Source organism: Burkholderia sp. Bp8998, from assembly GCF_003854235.1.
GTDB lineage: Bacteria > Pseudomonadota > Gammaproteobacteria > Burkholderiales > Burkholderiaceae > Burkholderia.
This window is the reverse complement of sequence record NZ_QTQF01000017.1, coordinates 44387-63418: the sequence shown is the minus strand read 5'-3', so window position 1 is coordinate 63418 and position 19032 is coordinate 44387. Positions and strand designations below refer to the sequence as shown.

Below are 19032 nucleotides of genomic sequence, written 5' to 3'. Positions count from 1 at the left end.
TTCATGCTGCCCGGTGAATGTAGCCCGTATTATTTCGACCAGCTAAATGAGAGTCAAAGAGTTTTTAGGGCTTCACCGCGTTACTCGCGGCGGACTTCGAACCTTTTGAGGAAAGCGACCGGCCGAGTGGGTCGGAGTTGGGGCTGACCTTGCTGACGTCCGGGCCGTGCGGGCCATTCGTCTTTCCCGAGTCTCCTCCAGAACCACCTGAGTTCGGCTGGTCAAGGTTATCTTGAGCGGTCAAGACCTGGACGTTTGTACCCGGCATGAAGTTCGTGCCACTGAGGATCGGAGCCGAGTCGGGTCGAATTCGTCCGTACATCTCAAGGTGGTACTCGTCGTCGTCGATGATGCCCAGCGACAGGTCAGCCTTCAGGCGCGACGCGCGCATCGTGAGCTGCGGTTCCAGCTCGGTAAGCGGGCGCATCTCGGCGGGGCGGAATTTGCATACCACGCGGGACTGCGAGCCTTGCAGACGAATCGCGAGCGTCAACATGTCTGAGAACAGGTCAGCGATCGGCTGGTTGATCTCTTCGGCCGTCATGCTGAAGAGGCGCGCTTCGACCGAGGCTGTGTTCACGCCAGCGTTGCCCCTGCCGAGAATCGTCCCCATCGTGCGCAGGCCAGCTTGGTTCTGCGCGTTCAGCGTCTCGATGATCGACGAGATGTCGATGCCCATCCCCGGTGCCTTGTCATTGATCATCTTGACCTCCGACGAGTCCGTATGGACGAACGCCTGATCCGGCCGAATGTTCGCGATCTGACCGCTGATCCCGTTGATCACGCTCGCGACGTACTGCTGCAACTTGACGGGGTTGGCTTTCGTGTCGAGCGGCGCATTGCGCGTGATGACGTCTTCCAGCACCTTCACTTCGAGACGAGGGTAACCGGTCAACTGCATGATCCGGTACAGGTCGTTGATCACCTGTTGCCGGCCGGCGATTGTGTTGATGGCGGACACAAACGGCGAGTAGGTGTAGATCGTCGTCGGGTCACGCCGGAAGAATTTGCAGAAGAACGTCGGGATCGTCAGGTCGATGGTGTCGCCGGCCGACGTGCGTTGCTCAGGCGTGAAGACGCCCGGTTGAGGTTCGATCCACCAGAGGGTCTTCGGGTCGAGCATGCGGAATTCGGTCGGCACGAAGGTCTTGTCGAGCACCATTTCGCATGGCAGCGAGCCGCCCGCGAGGATCATGTACCGGAAGTTCTCGGCCAGCTCCTTGAACGACGGCCTGAAGTCGAAGCCCTTAGAGTAGTCGTTGCGGACCTCGTAACCTTGCATCACTGCGTTGAGGATTTTCTGTCCGTCGCGGTCGATCATCCCGTTCACGTCGTAGACGACGGCCATCAGGTCGGTGTTGGCCACGGTCAGGTACGCGTTAGCTGCGGCCGACACGTCCGGGTCCTGGACGAGTAGGGTCTTGATCAGGGCGCGCGAGTCGTTCGCCGTGCGCGAACTGAAGATGTCGGTCAAATGCTCGCGATACGTCGGCATCGTGAGCAGCTGAGTTGGCGCGCTCGGGTTATAAGTGCCAGGCATCGACATGCCGCCCTTCGCGGAACGACGCGGCAGGATAATGGAGAGCGCCGCGCCGAGCGCCCCGCCGATTCCCTTAGAAGAAGAGTTGCGGGTGGTGGTCGTTGCCATAGATCAAGTTGCCAGTGGTGTGTTTGGTATTGGCCAGCGTGAGTTGACTGGTCTCGTTGATGCCCACGGTCGCGCCGACGATCTGGATGACACTGCGCGTTTCCGTGTTGAAGAGGGCGGATGCGTTGGTGGTGTGTAGCTTCACGGCAGACAACATGAAGCCCAAGGCATGGAAGAAGTGATCGTTACCGTTCAGCTTCTTCCATTCCGCTTCTTTCTCTGGTTCTTCGTTGCGAACCATGTCTTTCAGGTGCTCAACGATCGCCGAGCGGTGCGTCCCGTAACCGGAGAACTTGATCTTGCGCAGCCGGATGGCTCGGGCCACTTCGTCGAGGAGGAGCGTCCGGTTGGATTGCATGTGTGTGATCTCGCCGGCGGGGTCCTTCACGAGATTGATTTCCTTGGAGCCGCGGTACTCGTTCGGCAGGACGCGGCGATGGGACGCGTCGCGCACTGCCTCAGCGGTAGGCGTGTACGGGTGACGGTCACAGCCACCGGCAACGAGGCGGTAGGTCGTCAGGATGCGCGCGATCTCCTCAAGCAAGCGGCCGACAGGAACGGTTAGGAACTCGACCACATGAATCGAAGACACGTCATAGCCTTCGCCGACGACGATGTGGCAGGTCTGACCAATGTCTATGCCAAGCCACGCCGGCATCGCATTGTTCGACGGGCGGACCAGTTGAAACTCGGTGAACGCCGCGTTGATGTCCGCGTCATTCAGGCGCTGGTCGCCCCCCGTGTGGGAGCGACCGAGCACGGTGTTGTACCAGCCGCGGATGAAGTCCTTGCGCTTGTAGATGAAGAGCTGACGCAGGATGTACTTCGGCGGTAGGCGTTCGGTAGAGAAGGCGCGCACGCGATAGCCGCGCGCATGCTTGCGCTGCGGGTACTTCGGCACCCATGCGCGGCGCTCATGGTCACCAAGGTTCAGCGGCGCGCCACAATGCTCGCAGTGGATGGAGACGGCGTCGAGGTCGATCGTGCCGGCGTCGATCATCGCCTCTTCGATCTCCTCGAAATCCAGACTGTCGGGAAGGCCAGGGATTCGTACGAACGGGCGCTCGAAGTCGGGCACCTGCCAGTGGTTGCAGCAGGCGCACTTCAACATGTACTCGTGCTGGTCGCTGACCTTGAACGTCTGGTCGATGCCGTAGTCCTGGAAGGTTGGCGTCGAAAAGCGGTGATTCAGCTTCCAGTCTGAGCCTTGAAGTCGCGAGTTGAAGAGGGCAAGCATCGACTGATCAGTCAAATCCACTTCGTCGTTGACGACCATGTCTGCGGAGATGGACGTCGCCGCACCTTCGCCGGCAGCGGTGAGGTAGAGGAAGCTTTTGCCGACTTGAATGATCTCCTTCGTGCGCGTCGGCTTCTTGCCGCCGAGTGATTCGAGGTTGAATGCGTGCTCCTCGTCGACGAGTGGGCGAACGCGGCCGACAGAGATCCGCTCCATCATGGCCTCGTCGGGCAGCGTGTAGATGACATTTACACCGCGGTTGCGAGCAATGAACGCGAGCACCTTCCGGATCTGCACTTCGGTCAGGCCAACCTGAGACGGCTTAATGCAGTCGAGGTTGTCGTGCATGTCGTCCGCGATCTGCTTCTGGAAGGGATAACGCTTGAACGAGAAAGCTCTGTCGTTGTGCGTGGTGTTCTCGCAGATCCAGTCGCCATAGGTCATTGACGCGCGGTCTTTCGACCAGCGGTTCGCTGCGCGTTCGTAGAGCTGTTGGAGATACTGGTTGGACATGGAGATGATTCGGCCATCTAAGCAGGCGCTATTTTTACGCGGCCGGTCATCGGAGTACAAAGAAAATCTGATGCACGGGGCAGTTGTTGTCCCTCCCATGGGCATCAGATGATAGAGGCGAGGATTTATCAGATAGACGTCGTGATTTCCATTCTTCGCGGAGAGGCCGGCCGGTATTCTTGCACTCCTCTTCAGCGAGAACCCTATGAGCAACGACTTTCACTATCCGGTCATCACCGATCACGTGGAGTGGTCGATCAAGATGATCCTTACCCTGGCCACGGAGAACGCGGCCTACCTCGACGATGAAGCATGCCCTTACGGTGCTGAATTCAAGAAAGTGATCTCGAACTTGATCCGTCGTCAGATTCAACCTGAGCAGAAGAAGGTTGACATAGCGGATTTCGAGATCACCGAAGACCAGATCGATTCGAGTCTCGACATCGACTTGTATCGAGTCTTCACCGACCTCAAGAACTACGGAAAGACCATCCCTCAATCCGACCAGACGGAGCGCATGGCTTATTTCCGCACGGCGACCAGTCTTCTCGAACGTTTGGTGACAGCTCGGGAGCGCGCACTGGGGATCAAGCAGATCCGGGACTTCCAGGACACGGTACTGAGCATCATGGAAGAGTGCATGTCGCCGGATCAGCGTACCGAGGTCATGGAGCGCTTGCGCAGCGCAATCACCACTCGTCGTTCGGATGATGACGCTACGCCCACCACCACACAAGAGTCTTCGAATGAGAACTGAACGTCAACCGATCTTCGCGCAGACTGCACCGAGGTACTACGCAAAGGGCCTGCCTGTTATCCCGCTGTACCCCGAAGAGAAGAAGCCGATCCCGAACGATTGGTCGCGCTACTTCGATCATCCGGTCGAGCCCGAGCAGCAGCAAGCGTGGATTGAGCAGTGTCCGACGTCAAACATCGGCATCGTGCTCGGCCCGCAGTCGGGCATCGTCATGATGGACATCGACACGGTCGACCAGCGGCTGACGTCTATCATTCAGAGCTTGCTGCCAACGTCGCCTTGGTGTCGTATCGGTAAGAAGGGGATGATGCTGGCCTTCAAGTACACTGGCCTGAAGACGTTCCGTATCAAGAACACGTCGGGCGAGACGATCTGCGAAATGCTGTCGGCTCGTACCCAATCCGTACTGCCGCCGTCGATCCACCCGGACACGAAGCGCCCGTACGAGGCGAACTGCGATCTGGTTGACGTCGTCCACATGTTGCCGGCGCTCGACCAGCAGATCGAGTCGATGCTACGCGCTGCGTTGCAGGAGGCTGGCGTCGAGCTGTCGCACTCGGGTTGGACGCGCGTGGTCGACTTTGCATCGGCCGGCTCTCGCGACACATCGCTGACGGAGCGCGCTGGCCTTTTCGCGTATGCAGTTATGCGAGGCGACCGGTCGTTGAAGGAGGCGATTGGCATGCTTCAGGCGTACGCCGCTGATTTCGTCGAGAACGTTGCCGGCGATCCGATCGACGTCGACAAGCATGTCAAGAACATGATCAAGTTCCTGCACCGTGACGTCTACGATAAGCAGAAGGTGCTGCCGAGCGGTTGGGACGATGGTCTGACCGATGAAGAGAAGCAGGCGTACAGCCTTGAATTCACGAAAGAGCAGGAAGAGTGGGGTTTCGACGACCTCAAGCAGTTCCTCCTGGATGAATTCGAGCGGTTTCCGAAGGATTCACCGCAGCGCAGCCAGTCAATCGACAAGGCGTTGCACAAGGTGGCCACGACGTCGAGCCTCAACAAGCTCGAAGAGGACCGCATTCTCGACTTCATTTCGACGTCGGGTGGCATGGGTCTGAAGCTTTCTTCGCTCAAGGCGCGCATCAAAGAGCTGCGTATGGGTGAGATCAAGGGTCAAGACCAGTCGGAAGTAGCACGGGCCGTCATCAAGGACCTTGAGCAGATGTTTCCCGTGCGCGCGCACAACGGCTTTCTCTGGAAGTGGGCCGGTTCGCACTGGGAAAAGCTCGACGACAACTACGTGCTGTCGAAGATCTCGGCCGACTATGGACATCTGACGGCGTGCAAGAAGTTCAACGACATCCGTGGCATTCACAACCTGATGAAGACCATCTTGCCGCAGGGTATCCGCACACTCGACGTGCGCGGCGTGAACTTCGCGAACGGCTTCCTCACGGAAGACCTGAAACTGCTGAATCACGACCCCGGCTACGGCATGATCTATACGTTGCCGTTTCGTTACCTGCCGGAAATCTCGGGAAATTGCCCGATGTTCTTCGAATTCCTGAAGAAGAGCTGGGGTGAGGACGAGGACTACCAGCAGAAGCTCGACGCTATTCAAGAGGCGCTGGCCGTCACGTTGTTCGGTCTCGGCCCGCGCTTCCAGCGTGCTGTGCTGCTCCAGGGTGCGCCGAAGTCCGGGAAGAGCCAGTTGTTGAAGATCGCGCAATCGCTTGTGCCCGACAACGCGCGCGCTGCGGTGCCGCCGAACGAGTGGGCCGACAAGTTCCTGCCGACTCAGATGTTCGAGAAGATCATCAATGTCGCGGGCGAGCTGAGCGAGAAGAAACTGGTTGATGGCCAGCGCTTCAAGGACATTATCGATGGCGCGGAGATGTCGGGGCAGCTGAAGGGAGGGCAGATCTTCCGATTCCGGCCGATCTGCACGCACTGGTTCGCCTCGAATCACTACCCGCGCACGGAAGATACGTCCGAGGGGTTTAACCGTCGATGGCTCGTGCTTCAGTTCAACCGGCCCGTGAAGGCCTCCGAGCGCCGCCTGGACCTCGGTGATGTGATTGTCGTCGAAGAGCGTGAAGCTATCGTCGCGTGGGCCGTGCAGTCGATGAGCCGGTTGAAGGCGCACAACGAGTTCACGTTGCCCGACTCGCATAAGCAGACCATGCGGGAAGTAGCCAACCTCAACAACAGTGTCCGGTTTTTTCTCACGGAGAGTGGCAAGGTGCGGATGGGCGCTCTCCAACAGGAGGCATCCGCTGGGTCGAGGAGTTCAGCCCCCATCTCGGTGGTGGAAACGAAGCTCTATCAGACATACTGGTCCTTCTGCGTAGGGCCGGGAAGTGCCAAGCCTGTTGGATCGACGCAGTTCAGAGCCAAGATGCGGGAATTGGCTACCGAGTTCGGATTCAAGCTTACGATCAGAAACACGGAGCTGGGTGGGCAGGAGATTCAGTACGAAAACCTCACACTTGTGGGATCGTCGGGTTCGCAGAGTACGTCGACGGCCCCTTCTGGCGTGAAGCCCATCGCCGCTTGATGTTGAGCATGTACAACCGCGAAGAGAACTATTAAAAACGCGAGTACGAAAAAAATCGCCCCGAGGGTAGCTAATCCTCGGGGCGACCTAACAGCTAACATTGATCAAAACATGCCCCTGAAGAGGGCTGACAGTGAGGCTGGCCACCTCGACTGTCTGAGACAAGTCTCTCAACCTGTCATGCTTGACTCACCACCACAGATCATCAAGCACTTTGTTAACTGTACCTGTCTCATCCTACCTTTGCAAGTCCCTTTCGGCTTATCAAAAGAGGTTTTAAGAGTTCATCGGTACTTACTCCTCTGTTAAGAGGACTATGAAGAACGACTTTGGCAGCAAGGTACATCTCATGCGCTTCTACAGGGCTTGCGAACGTACCAAGGTGGATTGCCTTATCTCGATAAATTGTCGCTCGATAGTTCCCGGAGTTAGTAACGATGACGCCAGGGAAGGCGTCTTTCGTGTCTGCAAGGTTACTTACGGTTACAACTTGAGCGGGGTCAAACAGGTTCTCTACCTGGTTGTTTTGCTTGTCATTGTCGCGATGTCGAATCGACCCTGTAGGCCAGTATCCATAAGCTAGTGCCCATACGAGATGATGCTCATAGATGACAAGCCCTTTGAAAACTATCTGCCGAAAACCTGACGCCTTATGTAAGGAGCTGGCGACTTTTCCGGCAGACTTAGGTCCTCTTGGGCTGTTTGTCAGACGAATAACGCGACCGACTACCGGATCGTAGCCAAAGTGCTCACGCGCCATCTCAACTGTAAAGTCTTGGCGCTTTAGTTTCTCTTTCTCCATTGTCATCTCTGCTTCATGGGGTCGTGCTGAGAGCGGGGGCCAGAACATTCGGAGTCCAAGCGGCCTATGCCGCAATATCCGTCCCCAAAATGTTGTTACCAGATGTTTCGGTTGCGTCGACGCTTGCCGGCCGCACGGCTAGGGGCTGGGGCGGTAGCGCAATCAGTATAAAACATACTATGGTTGGAAAATCGAAAAATTCAAAAACAGTGTGCCTACCATAGTCGAAACCGCAGCGCAACCCCTTCGCGCTAAATCATAGTATCCTTATAACCGTGGTAAATGCAGTAACGCAGCGACCGCGGGGCATGCGCCCCGTGCGCGCTGGGGGAGACGTGCGCCTTGCGCACGGGTCAGTCCCAAAGGTGCAACGTTGAACCTTTCGCAGCGCAGTAGATGAAAGGTGCAAGTTGAACCAAAGCAAACGGCGCAATCCCGCGCCATTCGCAACCTACGCTTAGGGGTACTAACATGGCTGAGTTTCAAATTGCATCGGGCGCGGCAACCTATGCCGCGAAGGAAATCATCGGCACGGAACGCAGCGCAATCACGCGCGCTTACTCGGCAATCGTTGCCTTGTGCCTTCGCGACGACAATCACGGCGCGCGCGGCTACGCGGCTCGTTTGATTGACGTGTTGAGCGAGCAAATCGCCGAGCAACGCGCCGGTAAAAAGTGGGCGGAGATGGGCGCGGCCGATCGTGTTAGCGCCACGCGCGCCGCGTTTCCGACCGCGAAGCGTTACGCGGAAAAATCGGTTGGCATCGCGAAGCAAGCAGCCGACAAGGGTGCGCCCGTGACGGAAATCGCGAACGCAGAGAAAGACGAAGACGCGGCCGGTATCGTGCGCGCGTGGCTTCTCGGCATGGGCTGCACATCGCAAGACGCGTTGTTTGCCGCGTTCGGGTTCGCAAAAGCGGCCGGCAAGCGCGAGCCGAAAGGCGCAACCGCAAAGACTCCGTCTGAAGTGACGAGCAGCACGCCTGAAGTGCCCGCGAGCGATGCACAACCCGCACAAGCGCCGGCCGCAGAGGTGAAAGAAGCCGATAACCGCAGCGTTGCGGACGTATCGCGCGAAAACGCGGCGCGTTTCGCTGAATCCGTGCGTGCGGTCATGGCTGGCATGTCCGATTCGGATCGGCAGTTCTTTGCACAAACGATTCTCGCTGACGTTCAGGCAGCAGCAGCCCTGAATATCGCAGTCGCTGAGACTGAAACGGTAGCAGCGTAAGTCAACCCCGCCCAGTTGCCAGACTGGGCAGGTTTGAACGGCTCGCGCGTGGTGGCGTGAGTCGTTCCTTTTTCTTCGCCCTATAGGGGGCCGGCGCTACCGCTTACGCGCCGGTCGCAAGGGCACCTTCACATCCATGAATCCGGTCATGCCTCTGCGGCAGGCATAGTAGCGCCCAGTAGGCGGCTTGATCGGGAAACTGGATGAAAAGTGCAAGTTGAACTATCCGGAGAATTCCGATGCGCTACCTTGATCCGACGATCAGCAACTATTCGAAAGCGATTTCCAGCGGCCTTGACGCGCAGCGCCAGTATCAGCGCGCGTTCCGGTTTGATCAGCAGCACGGCGAGCGCGCCGAGCGGCTGGCGTGCATCGCGATGATCCGGGCCAACCTCCCGGAAGACGAATGGCCCGAGTTCGCCCGCGAAGCCGCTACCGCTCCTGCGGCAGAAGCGGTAGCACAACCCATGACGCGGAAGCGGCAGCGGGCGGCAGAGGCGCGATACAGGCGCGAAGTGCAGGTCCAGGAGGTCCGGTGCGATCTCGGCCGGCTGGTCGACGCATGGGGCGCGACCGTCCGCGACGGGGCAACGTTGCGCGCGCTGCGCGGAGGGCGCTGACATGGTCGCGGGAGCGGTAGCGGCATTGGCGATCGTGTCGTTATTGGTATGGGGCGCATTCGATAAGTGGGAAATAAAGCGAGTGCAAACGTTCAACTTGAACCGAAATGGTTAATCGTGCGGTATTCCGCGTTACGCGAAACGCGCACATATATCTGATAGTTGGACCGGGAGATTTTGTGGGAGCGGTAGCGAATGTGCGGAGCGTAACCCGGCACCTGAAACTATGTTGTTTCTATACAACATAATTTTCCTTGTCCCTAGTCCGCTACCACGCCCCCTCCAACTCCAGCTCCGGTCAATGGCCAGGAGGGGTGCAAAGCGCAGCGGCAACTATCTGATAGTTGTGTTGGTTTGTCGTCTGTAATCAATGACTTAGCTATTTAACTTCTCTTCTTTTTCTCTTTCTCTTTCCGTTCCGAAGAAGAAAAGGGAGGGGACAAGGATGAGCGCCAAAGTCGACTTCATTGCGAGATCGCATCTATCTGATAGTTCTAGTTTTATATAAGAAACGAATCAGACCTCCATCCTTGTCCCCTCTGAATTTGCGACGCGCTACCGAATCGCGTTTCTGTCGCGTCTATACGATAAATGCCAAAGACAATGAAAATTACACCTGTAAACCGGATATGCTTGTCCCCCTCGCAGCAAGTAATCGAGACCGCTCAAAGAAACGCGTTGCTCGCTACCGCTCCAGCTCGTGCTCTAGCTCGTGCTCCAGTAGCAGGCCGCGCGCTCGTCGTCCTCGCTCCAGCTCGTGCTCCGCGAAACGTGCAACTTGCACCTTCGCTGTATGACGCCCGAGCCTATGTGCGGACGACCACGGTCTCGACGACTCGAACCATCCGCGGCTGGAACGTCCGGGTGGAACTCACCGCTCGCGAGCTGGCTTCCGCTGATTCCGCCGATCGCACCATCGGCAGACTGTGCGCTCTCGCGACCGTGATACTGGCCGTGATCGGAGTGTGGGCGCACATCTTCGGCTGAATCTCCGGGCCAGACCGTTTTCCCAGGCCCAGGCGGGCACTGCGGGATCTCCCGTATACCCACCTAGCCTAAAACAACGCCAGCGGCATATAGAGCCTCTGGCAAAACCATTCCGCTAGGAATCATGCACACCACCACCATGCCGCTTTATGCCGCGATTGCGTCCACGCTCGCGACTATCGAGCGCTGCAAGTCCGCACGCAGCTCCTTCCTGCCAAACCACGAAGCGCACCTCCGAAAGCTGCTCGACATGCTTCCTTCAGGCTCGGGCCTTGACTCGGGCACGCAACTGCTCGAAGGCGAATGCAAGAGCAACAAGCTGGTATTTCAAGCTGATTTTCACCACATGAACGGACACGGGATGTACGACGGATGGTCGGAACACCACGTGATCGTCACGCCATCGCTGGAAACGGGGGCTGTTATCCGGATCACTGGCCGAAACCGGAACAGCATCAAGGATTACCTGCACGACGTCTTTCATCACGCGTTGTTTCAAGGCGTCGACCCACACCCGATAGGTTCAACTTGAACCATCGCCTGAGACCTAACAAGAAGAATCAACGTAGACCATGAACTCTATCTATTCCGAGGCTCCCCAACTGTTTGACGCAATCGACGAGCTGTTCAAGTCGCGTGAAGACAGTGAGCAGGACATTCGACCGATCTTGACCGTGTTCACGAGCTGACAGAGATCGGCCTGCATTCCCTGAAGAGAACCCACCACCATGAAGACTATCGAGACATATGTGACGGCCGATGGCCGGCAGTTCACCAATTACGTCGAGGCATTGCGCCACGAAGTGACCGTGGTATTACCCGACAACCTCGCGCAGATCATCAACGATGAGTACGCGAAGGCGTCGTGCGGCGTTGCGTTGCAGGACGAGCCGCTGATGAAGATCGTCGACGGGGTCATCAACAACCTCCAGCAAGTCGAGAAGATTCTTGAGCAGATCAAGAGTGGCAGGCTCGAACTCGACGGGTTGGAACTCGTGCAGCAGGCCACCGAGCGTTCCCAGTCGCAATCGATCCTGGGGTGAGCCATGCGTGAGATCCGCAAGTACACCAGTTCGGACGGCAGGGAGTTCGCCACGCAGCGCGAATGTGCCGAACACGAATGCTCGACCACGGTGCCGGCGAAATTGAGGCAGCGCCTGTTGAAGTTCTATCAGGAAGAGCACGGCGCGATCACGAGCAAGATCGAGCAGGCAACGTTCGATCGCATGTGCGCAACGCTGGTTCTCAATCGACGCAACGCAAGAGTCATCCGTGACGTGTTGCAGGAGTTCAGCAACGCGGCTACGCATCTGCCGCTGGAGCCGGTCTACAGCTGAGCGGATTTTCTAGGAGGGGCCATGTTGTTCTCACGTCGGCCCAATCCCGTCGAATGGAGAAAAGGTCGGTGCCCGAGTATCGCGGGCAAGCCGATCGTTGATTGCGCGCTGGTGAAGGGCCTTCCGGTCTTCATCGTGCCGCGTGACGACGGGCATTGGGACTACTTTGTCTACGGTTGCCAGCGCAATACGGCTGAGACCTGGGACGTCGCGGCACGCCTCGTAACGGAGGACGCGCAATCCCAACGCAACTACCACCTTGACCAAGAAGAGTTCGACGCTCTGATTGGTTCAACCTGAACCAAGGATCAAACATCATGGGCAACACCACCACCTACGGCCCGTTTGAAAGTTTCGAAGAGATGATGAGCGACGCTGGCCAGCGCGCACCATACGTCGAACGAGCGATGCAGATTGTGCTTACTGCAAGCGTGTTCGAGCAGCTGAACGATGAACAACGCGACGTGAACCTGCCGCTCGACGTGCTCATCGACAACATGGCCAAGCAGTGCGGCATGGTGATCAAGAACCATCAAGACGGCCCGCATCTACGCAAGGCTTGGTATTACGAGCTGGAGGATCAACGCACCGTGACTGATCGAGCTGAATCGCTCAACGAGCGTGACGTGATTCTCCACCTGACGGCGATGCTCGAGCATTTTGCTGGCATGCAGGAGACACACGAGCAGCGTCTTGCTGCCATGTACGCACAGCACGGTCGCATGTGCCTGAAGCAACGCCCGCATCCGATCTCGTCGCGGTCCTACGCTGAGCGGCAGCGCATGGCATTCAACATGCGCGACTTCGCCGGCGAGTTTGCTCGGAAACTGGCCCACGCATGGATCAACGCTGACATGTCGAACTGTCGACGGATCGAAGAAGCGTTTCCGCATCTCTTCGCGAAGTACAGCGACCCGAGCTACGACAGAGTGCGAGAGGAGCGCGAGGGAGTGCCGGCGTGACCAACCCCAACTTCCCGTATTACGTGATCAACCGCAAGACGAAATTCATCGTCGCGGGTTTCGACTCCGCAGCCGACGCGCAGAGCTTTATCGGCCGTTGGATGCACGACGACTACACGGTCACGAGTCGATCCGAAATTGCTCAGATGTACCCGGAGTACCGGGCAAGCTAACACCACCACCACGCAGGATCAAAACATGAGCACGCAAGAACTGGCCCCGATCACGAAGGACGATGACGCAAACACCGCTGCCGTTGTCGCTATCGACAAGCTGATCGCCAACGCAACGATTCAACCTGAACCTACCCCTTACACGAAGCGAGAAGTGAAGTTCGCTCGTGACATTCTCCAGTTTCAGTTGAGCGACCACATCAGAAAGACGATCGCTCGATTCGAACGCGAGACCGGAGCAAAGGTTACGGGTATCGCCTACAACCCGTACATGACGGCCGACACCCCGGTGGTGCTGACCGTCTACCACAACGACGAGTACGTCTTCTGAGGCGGATGCGATGAACATCAAGCACGTATTCGACTTCAACAAGGCGCTGGACCACGGTCCCTACACTTGGCCGGGCGGCTATCCGTGTTACTTCATCACATCCGATTGCGAAACGCTGTCGTTCGAGGCCGCAAAAGAAAACGCAGGTCTTGTCCGCGACGCGATCATCGCAAATGACAAGCACGGTGGCTGGAAGGTGATCGCGATGGATATCAACTGGGAAGACGCGAACATGGTTTGTGTTCACTCGGGGAAGTCGATCGAATCGGCATACGGGGAGCACTGACATGCACATCGAACGTCTCAAGATGCTGAGCAATATGCTCAGGACCGTCAATCCGAACCACTTCGATCTCGGCGACTGGGTCGATAGCCCTTGGTCGACGCGAGAAGCACTGGCCATCCCCAGCAGCGGTCTCCCTCAGCGCATCGTGGAGTGCGGCACGACCGCGTGCGCAGTTGGTTGGGCCTGCACGACGCCCGAGTTCCAGGCCCAAGGTCTCAGCTACAAGTGGGATGAGGTCTGCTACAGCTCGGCACTCAGCCCCACCTTTGACGGCAAGGAGTCGTGGGAGGCAGTGTGTGCCTTCTTCGAAATCGATCGGCCTACCGCTGATTACCTGTTCTCGCACCATGAATACGAAGTGGGGCGTGCAACACCCCCTTCAGATGTCGTCGAACGCATCGAGGCGGTGATTCGTGGGGAGGGCACTCATGGCTAGATTCACCATCACTGTCGCGCGGCCAACGTACTACACGCACGACTTCGAAGCGTCCAACTCGGAAGAAGCGAAGAAGGCAGCGTTGGAGGCATACGCACAGCATGGCTCCGAAGCCTTTGACTGCGAGAGTAGCGGAACTGCTACCGCTCACGAAGGAGATACACCGAGAGATCCGCTCACCAAAGATGTTGTCTCGAACGTGGCGGACTTTCTCGCAGAGCTGGTCGACTGCTACAGCGTGGAGGGGGAGTTCAACTCTTTCTCAGCGCCTCTTGGAACAGCCGAAATCCGTGAGAAAGCCACACGTCTGGCGAAGACGCTCGGCGTGCAGTTTCCCGTCGACGAATGATCACAAGTTCAAGTTGAACCAAGGATCAACACATGAATATCGAACAACGCATTGCGATCGAGAAGCAGATCGTCGAAAAGATTGTCGTCGACGCGCTCGCCGCAGGTTTCAAGCTGAGCGTCTTTGATGGTGAGCAGACGGCCATTTCGAAGAGCACGGATAAGGACAAGATCCTCGCAGAGCTGTTTGCCTGCGATGAGGAGTATCTGCGCTTCTGGAAAGACGACAACCACGTCGGCTCTGTGTACCTCGTCTACGGTAACGATGGTTGGGATGTTGTTTGTGACCATCACTTGTGCCTGGACGACGTCCTCAAGGGGGCGACCGAACTGGCCAATCAGCTGGCTGAGCAACACGGATGAACCCGGAGCAACTGCTGGAGTGCATCCAGCGCCTGGAAGCGCGCGTCGCCGAGCTTGAGCTGGACCTGTACACAAACCCGGACATGGCCGACCGGCGCGCGCGCCGGCAGCTGACCGAGCAGTTCAAGCGGCAGGGGTTGTCGGGCCGGAAGGCTCGCGACGCCGCGTGGCGCACCCTGCACGATCCTAATTTCACATTGTGAAAAATATGAGCAAGCCGATCTATCGCACCCGCTTCACGACGCAAGGCGGCAAGTACCGCGTCCGGGAATTCCGCTCGCAGAAGAATGCAGAAACCCATGCCAAGCAGCTTGCCAACGAGGGCGCGTATGGCTATGTCGAGCGCACGACGGCGACCAGTCACAAGGTCGTCAGCAATTGGGGTCGATGCGCTCCCGAAACCACTGCCGCATAGCGTAGAATCAACTTACAAAGTACAAGGAGAAATCATGATGTCTGTCGCTTTCGACACCTTGGCTTACGTCAAGCGCCTCGAACAAGGCGGGGTCCCGCGCGAGACCGCGGTGATGCAGGCCGAGGCGCTGGCTGATGCGATCGACCAGACCCTGGCGACAAAGCAGGATCTACTCAACACGCAGACGGCGGTTGAGCAGAAGGTCGACGCGACGCGTACCGATCTGCGTCGTGAAATCGACAACGTCCGCGCAGACATGAAGCTCGGCCTCACGGAGACGCGTGGGGAGTTTCGTGTCGAAATCGAGAAAGCGAAAACCTCCATGATCACGTGGCTCGTGACATTGACGGTTCTCGCTACCGCTGCACAGATCGCTTCGAGGGCGTTTCTGCACTGATTCAGCCGGTTGAGTAAGGAAGAGTGCGCTCTGGCCAGTGCGCTCTTTTTATACCCCCATCACCACCACACATCATGAAAACTATCGTATTGACCCCGGCTTGGTCGGGCGTCATGGGCGTGCTCGTCGCCTCGTTGCGCGATGGCACCGAAGAAGGCAAGAAGCACGCTGAAGCGGAGCTGTTCAGCCTCGCCAAGAAGGTGGATCAGATCAATGACCACTTCAGAAAAGAACGCGAATCGATCCTGGGCAAAAAGATGGCCCAGCTGGCTGAGCAGGGGGCAACTGAAGCAGGCAAGATCGTCATCAAGGAAGACAAGATGGCGATCGTCACCAAGGCGGGCCGCGTCGAATGGTTCAACCTGAACCAATTCGGGGGAATCGCGCCAGCAGACAATCTCGCGCTCACCAAGCAACTGGTCGACGCGCTTGAAAGCATGCTCTCGATCGACGACTGGCAGGACGACTGGCTTGCGAATCCGCAGATGATCGCGAACGCTCAAGCGGTCCTGGCACTGGGGCGGGAGGCGCTGAAATGAGCAGCCCGTTCAAAACCTCTCTAATCCTGTCCGAGTCCGATCATAAAGGCGTCGGGTTGCTGCTGAAAGAAGTGGGTGAGCAGGTGATCTGTGAGTTCGATAAGACACCGCAGACGCAGGAGCATGCCATCTACATCCGTGACGCGGTGAACGAACATCCGGCGCTCCTCCGCAAGCAGGAGATCCTCTTCGACCTTTCGTTCACGCTGGGCAACCGCTGGCACACGTTCTCCGACCAGCTCACTGGCGACATCATGGACCACCATGACGGTTCGCGCGGTTTGTGCGATCTCGTGAAGGCATGGGCCGACGAATTCGACGTCGAATGGGAATCCCGCAGCGAGGACGAAAAGCAAAACTACATCGGTGATGTCGACGAGTTCGCGAATCGGAAAATCGCTGAGCTGATCGATTCCGTGAAGCGTCCTGAGCCGCCTCCGCCGAGACCGATCAAGGTCACGCATAGCTACAACCGTGCGCTCGCCGAGAACACCTTCCACTACGTTGGTGTGAAGTGGCAGATCGTCTTCAAGGGTAGTGACGGCACTGACTTCTGCCGCGAGACCATGCCTGCAATGAAGACCCTGAACGATGTCCTCTCGTTCATCCGAGAGAAGTGCAACGCGCTCGGTTTGAGCGGCGCTGACATTCAACGGTGGTGATCATGAAAGAACCCGTCCGTTACTTCACCCCGTACCCGTTCACGATCGAGACCCTGCAACGTGTCGACGAGCCGCCGCGTTACGTCATCTCCCGCGCGAAGGTCGGTGGCCGCTACAGCGACGAACTGCTGAAGAAGGAAGAGGCTGAGTTGCTGCTGCACACGCTGACGCGTGAAGAAGCCGACAAGGAGCAACTGCGCTACCGCGTCTGGCAACTGGAGCAGCAATTCACCTGGGCGATGTCGGAGATCAAGGAACGCTACGAGGGACCATACGAGGAGTATGCCCCCGAGCGTAAGCGCTACAACGAGGCGCTGGCAGTTCTGCGGGGGGGCAAATCGTGAAGCTTCCGATTCGCATTGAAATGGCAAGCGAATACTTGTCGCAAGAGGATCGAGCGGACTTTGCCGATCGAGTTGAGCGTGTTGTTGACGCTGAAGGCGACACGGTTTGCTACACCGAGAGCGGCTTTTTCGCGATGCCGTTTCTCGACGCGCATGCGATCACCGTTGCAGTCAACACCCACCAGAAGCTGGTCGAGGCATTGCGAACGGCGCAGGGTTTCGTCGAGGAGGTCTCCAAGGCAAGCGGATTCGGTGACGCACACACCTTACCCACGATCAACGAAGCGCTGCTCGCCGTCGAGCAGGAGAGCTGGTTGACGTACGACTCTGGGCCGCAGGACAACGACCGATACACCGTGTTCCCGTACTGGATGAGTGACGACAAAGACGATGCCACTCGACGCGCGTATCTCGGCTTCAACATTTCCCCATCCTCGCCGAATACTGGCGTCAGCATGTGGGGAGAGTTGCCGAAGGGCCAGCAACCGGGGGCGTACCTGGGAAAGTTGATTCGATTCGTCGATCTTCCGGACGCCGTCCGCAATCACGTTATCGCACGAGTGAAGGATATCGGATAACCCATGAAGATCAAAACAAAAGAACTCAAGGGCGCGGCGCTCGACTGGGCAGTCTCCGCGGCGCTCGAGACGCAGTTCAAGGAAGCCCGCGTGGTGAAGATCTGCCGCATGGAGGCGACAACTCCCGCGTGGATCGAGCGCGAGAATTCCCCTGGCTCGGCTCCGCATTACCACCGCTTCAGCCCGTCGACCGATCGCGTCCAAGGGTTCGAGATCGTTGAGCGCGAGGGTATCAGCATCATTCGCAGCGATGACGACTGGGGCAGGGATGCGCAAGGCTACACCAACAATGTCCGTATCCCGGTATGGTGCGCCGAGCGCGGACAGCAAACCTGGTCAGAATCGACCGAGCATCAGCAGCATGACGCAATGTATCAGTTTTACGTGGCAAGCCTGACGTACGGCCCGACCGCGCTCATCGCCGCGATGCGCTGCTACGTGGCCGAGATCTGCGGGGCCGAGATCGAACTGCCAGATGAACTCGCGGAGGCCGTATGAAGATGCTAACTGCGGCCCAGTTCACCTCGCTGATCGAACTACGTGACGCCATGCACCGCGCTGTCGAACTTGGCGTCGTCACGGAGATCGCGAAAGAGGTCACGGAGCGGGACTCGGTGACCGACTTCATGAACGCAATGACGCGCCTCTGTAAGCGCGAACTGGGGACGAAGCCAATATGAGACCACTGTCGCAACTGGACGGCTCGCGCGGCGCTCCAATGGGCCGGCTCGCGCACCACGGTGACCACGATGCTGCCATAAAACTTGTCGTCCACCACTGTCCCTTTGTCGACGGCGCCTACGACGAAGGTGGGGCGTACTGGGGAGCGGGGGAGCCGCTGTGGCGGGCTATCGAACCCGATGGGGATGTGGAATTCTTCCTGCGCAGCAAAGACCGCTGGGAGGTACTGGAAGACGTTCGTGAGCTGTATCCAAACGCGGAAATCATCGAAACACCGCGCGAACGCTGGTTTGAAGAATTCTTGGCAGGCTACGAAGAAGCCGCACTGTGGTCGAGCATCGACACGATTAAGAACGAAGAGGGGGAGGAGGAGACGGTGCATCTCGACGATGGCTACGAACTGCACGAAGAGGCGAAAACGAAGTTCCGCGAAGACTGCAAGAATTTCTGTGACTTCGCCGAGCCGCAGTTGCGTCGTGCAATTGATTGCAACGGCTACAAGGCGGTCGAGGCGGGGCATGATTTCTGGCTCACGCGAGCTGGCCACGGTGCTGGCTATTGGGATCGCCGCCAACTACCGCGCGACTTGCGTGACCAGCTATCCGACGCAGCACGTCAGGCGGGAAGCCGAGAGCTATACATCGGTGACGACGGATTGATTCACCAGGGGTAGAAGATGAAAAAGACGGACGTTAGTCCTCGAAAGTCCTACGGAGTAAGAGCCGGATCATGGAACGAAATGCTATCCATGATGGAAGTAGGCGAACGGCACTACATAGAGACGACTGTTGAGGGCTATCCGCAGTTGATGCGGACCATCAATACCCCTGCCAGCCGCAGGCCGGCGGAAATGCGCGACTCGAAGTTCAGTACAAAC

General features: G+C 57.9%; 28 protein-coding genes. 25 read left to right on the top strand and 3 right to left on the bottom strand.

The window, feature by feature from the left end:
• Positions 1–64: 64 nt before the first annotated feature.
• Positions 65–1648, bottom strand: a complete 1584-nt coding sequence (locus tag DIE06_RS18320; protein WP_124662575.1) for a hypothetical protein — start codon at positions 1646–1648, stop codon at positions 65–67.
• Positions 1614–3398, bottom strand: coding sequence for a phage terminase large subunit family protein (locus DIE06_RS18315; RefSeq protein ID WP_185648384.1), 1785 nt, complete (start codon positions 3396–3398; stop codon positions 1614–1616). The genes DIE06_RS18320 and DIE06_RS18315 overlap by 35 nt, the downstream gene beginning before the upstream one ends.
• Before the next feature lie 205 nt (positions 3399–3603).
• On the opposite strand from DIE06_RS18315, the gene DIE06_RS18310 reads away from it, so the two are divergent.
• Positions 3604–4155: a hypothetical protein gene (locus DIE06_RS18310; protein WP_124506387.1), complete on the top strand. Its 552-nt coding sequence runs from the start codon at positions 3604–3606 to the stop codon at positions 4153–4155.
• Positions 4145–6664, top strand: coding sequence for a bifunctional DNA primase/polymerase (locus tag DIE06_RS18305; RefSeq protein ID WP_185648383.1), 2520 nt, complete (start codon positions 4145–4147; stop codon positions 6662–6664). The genes DIE06_RS18310 and DIE06_RS18305 overlap by 11 nt, the downstream gene beginning before the upstream one ends.
• Positions 6665–6896: 232 nt before the next feature.
• Here the strand turns inward: DIE06_RS18305 and DIE06_RS18300 are convergent, their stop codons facing one another.
• Positions 6897–7466 (bottom strand): HNH endonuclease signature motif containing protein, encoded by a 570-nt coding sequence (locus DIE06_RS18300; protein ID WP_185733421.1) that lies wholly within the window; start codon positions 7464–7466, stop codon positions 6897–6899.
• 471 nt (positions 7467–7937) lie between these two features.
• Between DIE06_RS18300 and DIE06_RS18295 the strand changes: the two genes are divergently transcribed.
• From DIE06_RS18295 to DIE06_RS18185, 23 genes are all read left to right on the top strand, one after another.
• On the top strand, positions 7938–8696 hold the full coding sequence (locus DIE06_RS18295; protein ID WP_124662572.1) for a hypothetical protein: 759 nt from the start codon (positions 7938–7940) through the stop codon (positions 8694–8696).
• A gap of 239 nt (positions 8697–8935) precedes the next feature.
• On the top strand, positions 8936–9316 hold the full coding sequence (locus DIE06_RS18290; RefSeq protein WP_124662571.1) for a hypothetical protein: 381 nt from the start codon (positions 8936–8938) through the stop codon (positions 9314–9316).
• A gap of 1111 nt (positions 9317–10427) precedes the next feature.
• Positions 10428–10835 carry a hypothetical protein gene (locus DIE06_RS18280; protein ID WP_124506382.1) on the top strand — a complete coding sequence of 136 codons (408 nt, stop codon included), beginning with the start codon at positions 10428–10430 and terminating at the stop codon, positions 10833–10835.
• Between the two features lie 196 nt (positions 10836–11031).
• On the top strand, positions 11032–11346 hold the full coding sequence (locus DIE06_RS18275) for a hypothetical protein (RefSeq protein WP_124506381.1): 315 nt from the start codon (positions 11032–11034) through the stop codon (positions 11344–11346).
• Between the two features lie 3 nt (positions 11347–11349).
• On the top strand, positions 11350–11640 hold the full coding sequence (locus DIE06_RS18270) for a hypothetical protein (protein WP_038728852.1): 291 nt from the start codon (positions 11350–11352) through the stop codon (positions 11638–11640).
• Positions 11641–11661: 21 nt separating this feature from the next.
• On the top strand, positions 11662–11940 hold the full coding sequence (locus DIE06_RS18265) for a hypothetical protein (RefSeq protein WP_124506380.1): 279 nt from the start codon (positions 11662–11664) through the stop codon (positions 11938–11940).
• A 17-nt stretch (positions 11941–11957) separates the two neighbouring features.
• Positions 11958–12602 carry a hypothetical protein gene (locus DIE06_RS18260; protein ID WP_124506379.1) on the top strand — a complete coding sequence of 215 codons (645 nt, stop codon included), beginning with the start codon at positions 11958–11960 and terminating at the stop codon, positions 12600–12602.
• Positions 12599–12775: a hypothetical protein gene (locus DIE06_RS38325; RefSeq protein WP_185648381.1), complete on the top strand. Its 177-nt coding sequence runs from the start codon at positions 12599–12601 to the stop codon at positions 12773–12775. Before DIE06_RS18260 ends, DIE06_RS38325 begins: the two co-directional genes overlap by 4 nt.
• A gap of 25 nt (positions 12776–12800) precedes the next feature.
• The gene (locus DIE06_RS18255; RefSeq protein ID WP_124506378.1) at positions 12801–13106 is read left to right on the top strand and encodes a hypothetical protein; all 306 of its coding nucleotides are present in this window, start codon (positions 12801–12803) and stop codon (positions 13104–13106) included.
• A 10-nt stretch (positions 13107–13116) separates the two neighbouring features.
• Positions 13117–13392: a hypothetical protein gene (locus tag DIE06_RS18250; RefSeq protein ID WP_124506377.1), complete on the top strand. Its 276-nt coding sequence runs from the start codon at positions 13117–13119 to the stop codon at positions 13390–13392.
• 1 nt (position 13393) lies between these two features.
• Positions 13394–13828: a hypothetical protein gene (locus tag DIE06_RS18245; RefSeq protein ID WP_124506376.1), complete on the top strand. Its 435-nt coding sequence runs from the start codon at positions 13394–13396 to the stop codon at positions 13826–13828.
• The gene (locus DIE06_RS18240; protein WP_124506375.1) at positions 13821–14177 is read left to right on the top strand and encodes a hypothetical protein; all 357 of its coding nucleotides are present in this window, start codon (positions 13821–13823) and stop codon (positions 14175–14177) included. Before DIE06_RS18245 ends, DIE06_RS18240 begins: the two co-directional genes overlap by 8 nt.
• A 32-nt stretch (positions 14178–14209) precedes the next feature.
• On the top strand, positions 14210–14539 hold the full coding sequence (locus tag DIE06_RS18235) for a hypothetical protein (protein ID WP_124506374.1): 330 nt from the start codon (positions 14210–14212) through the stop codon (positions 14537–14539).
• Positions 14536–14742: a hypothetical protein gene (locus DIE06_RS18230; RefSeq protein WP_124506373.1), complete on the top strand. Its 207-nt coding sequence runs from the start codon at positions 14536–14538 to the stop codon at positions 14740–14742. The genes DIE06_RS18235 and DIE06_RS18230 overlap by 4 nt, the downstream gene beginning before the upstream one ends.
• A 5-nt stretch (positions 14743–14747) precedes the next feature.
• Positions 14748–14954 (top strand): hypothetical protein, encoded by a 207-nt coding sequence (locus DIE06_RS18225; RefSeq protein ID WP_124506372.1) that lies wholly within the window; start codon positions 14748–14750, stop codon positions 14952–14954.
• Between the two features lie 34 nt (positions 14955–14988).
• Positions 14989–15351, top strand: coding sequence for a hypothetical protein (locus tag DIE06_RS18220; RefSeq protein WP_124506371.1), 363 nt, complete (start codon positions 14989–14991; stop codon positions 15349–15351).
• Positions 15352–15425: 74 nt separating this feature from the next.
• Positions 15426–15890, top strand: a complete 465-nt coding sequence (locus DIE06_RS18215; RefSeq protein ID WP_124506370.1) for a hypothetical protein — start codon at positions 15426–15428, stop codon at positions 15888–15890.
• The gene (locus tag DIE06_RS18210) at positions 15887–16552 is read left to right on the top strand and encodes a hypothetical protein (RefSeq protein ID WP_124506369.1); all 666 of its coding nucleotides are present in this window, start codon (positions 15887–15889) and stop codon (positions 16550–16552) included. Before DIE06_RS18215 ends, DIE06_RS18210 begins: the two co-directional genes overlap by 4 nt.
• A gap of 2 nt (positions 16553–16554) precedes the next feature.
• The gene (locus tag DIE06_RS18205; RefSeq protein ID WP_124506368.1) at positions 16555–16896 is read left to right on the top strand and encodes a hypothetical protein; all 342 of its coding nucleotides are present in this window, start codon (positions 16555–16557) and stop codon (positions 16894–16896) included.
• Positions 16893–17474 carry a hypothetical protein gene (locus DIE06_RS18200; protein WP_124506367.1) on the top strand — a complete coding sequence of 194 codons (582 nt, stop codon included), beginning with the start codon at positions 16893–16895 and terminating at the stop codon, positions 17472–17474. The genes DIE06_RS18205 and DIE06_RS18200 overlap by 4 nt, the downstream gene beginning before the upstream one ends.
• 3 nt (positions 17475–17477) lie before the next feature.
• The gene (locus DIE06_RS18195) at positions 17478–17972 is read left to right on the top strand and encodes a phage protein NinX family protein (protein WP_124506366.1); all 495 of its coding nucleotides are present in this window, start codon (positions 17478–17480) and stop codon (positions 17970–17972) included.
• Positions 17969–18154, top strand: a complete 186-nt coding sequence (locus DIE06_RS18190) for a hypothetical protein (protein ID WP_124506365.1) — start codon at positions 17969–17971, stop codon at positions 18152–18154. The genes DIE06_RS18195 and DIE06_RS18190 overlap by 4 nt, the downstream gene beginning before the upstream one ends.
• Positions 18151–18828, top strand: coding sequence for a hypothetical protein (locus DIE06_RS18185; RefSeq protein ID WP_124506364.1), 678 nt, complete (start codon positions 18151–18153; stop codon positions 18826–18828). Before DIE06_RS18190 ends, DIE06_RS18185 begins: the two co-directional genes overlap by 4 nt.
• The last annotated feature ends 204 nt before the right edge of the window (positions 18829–19032 follow it).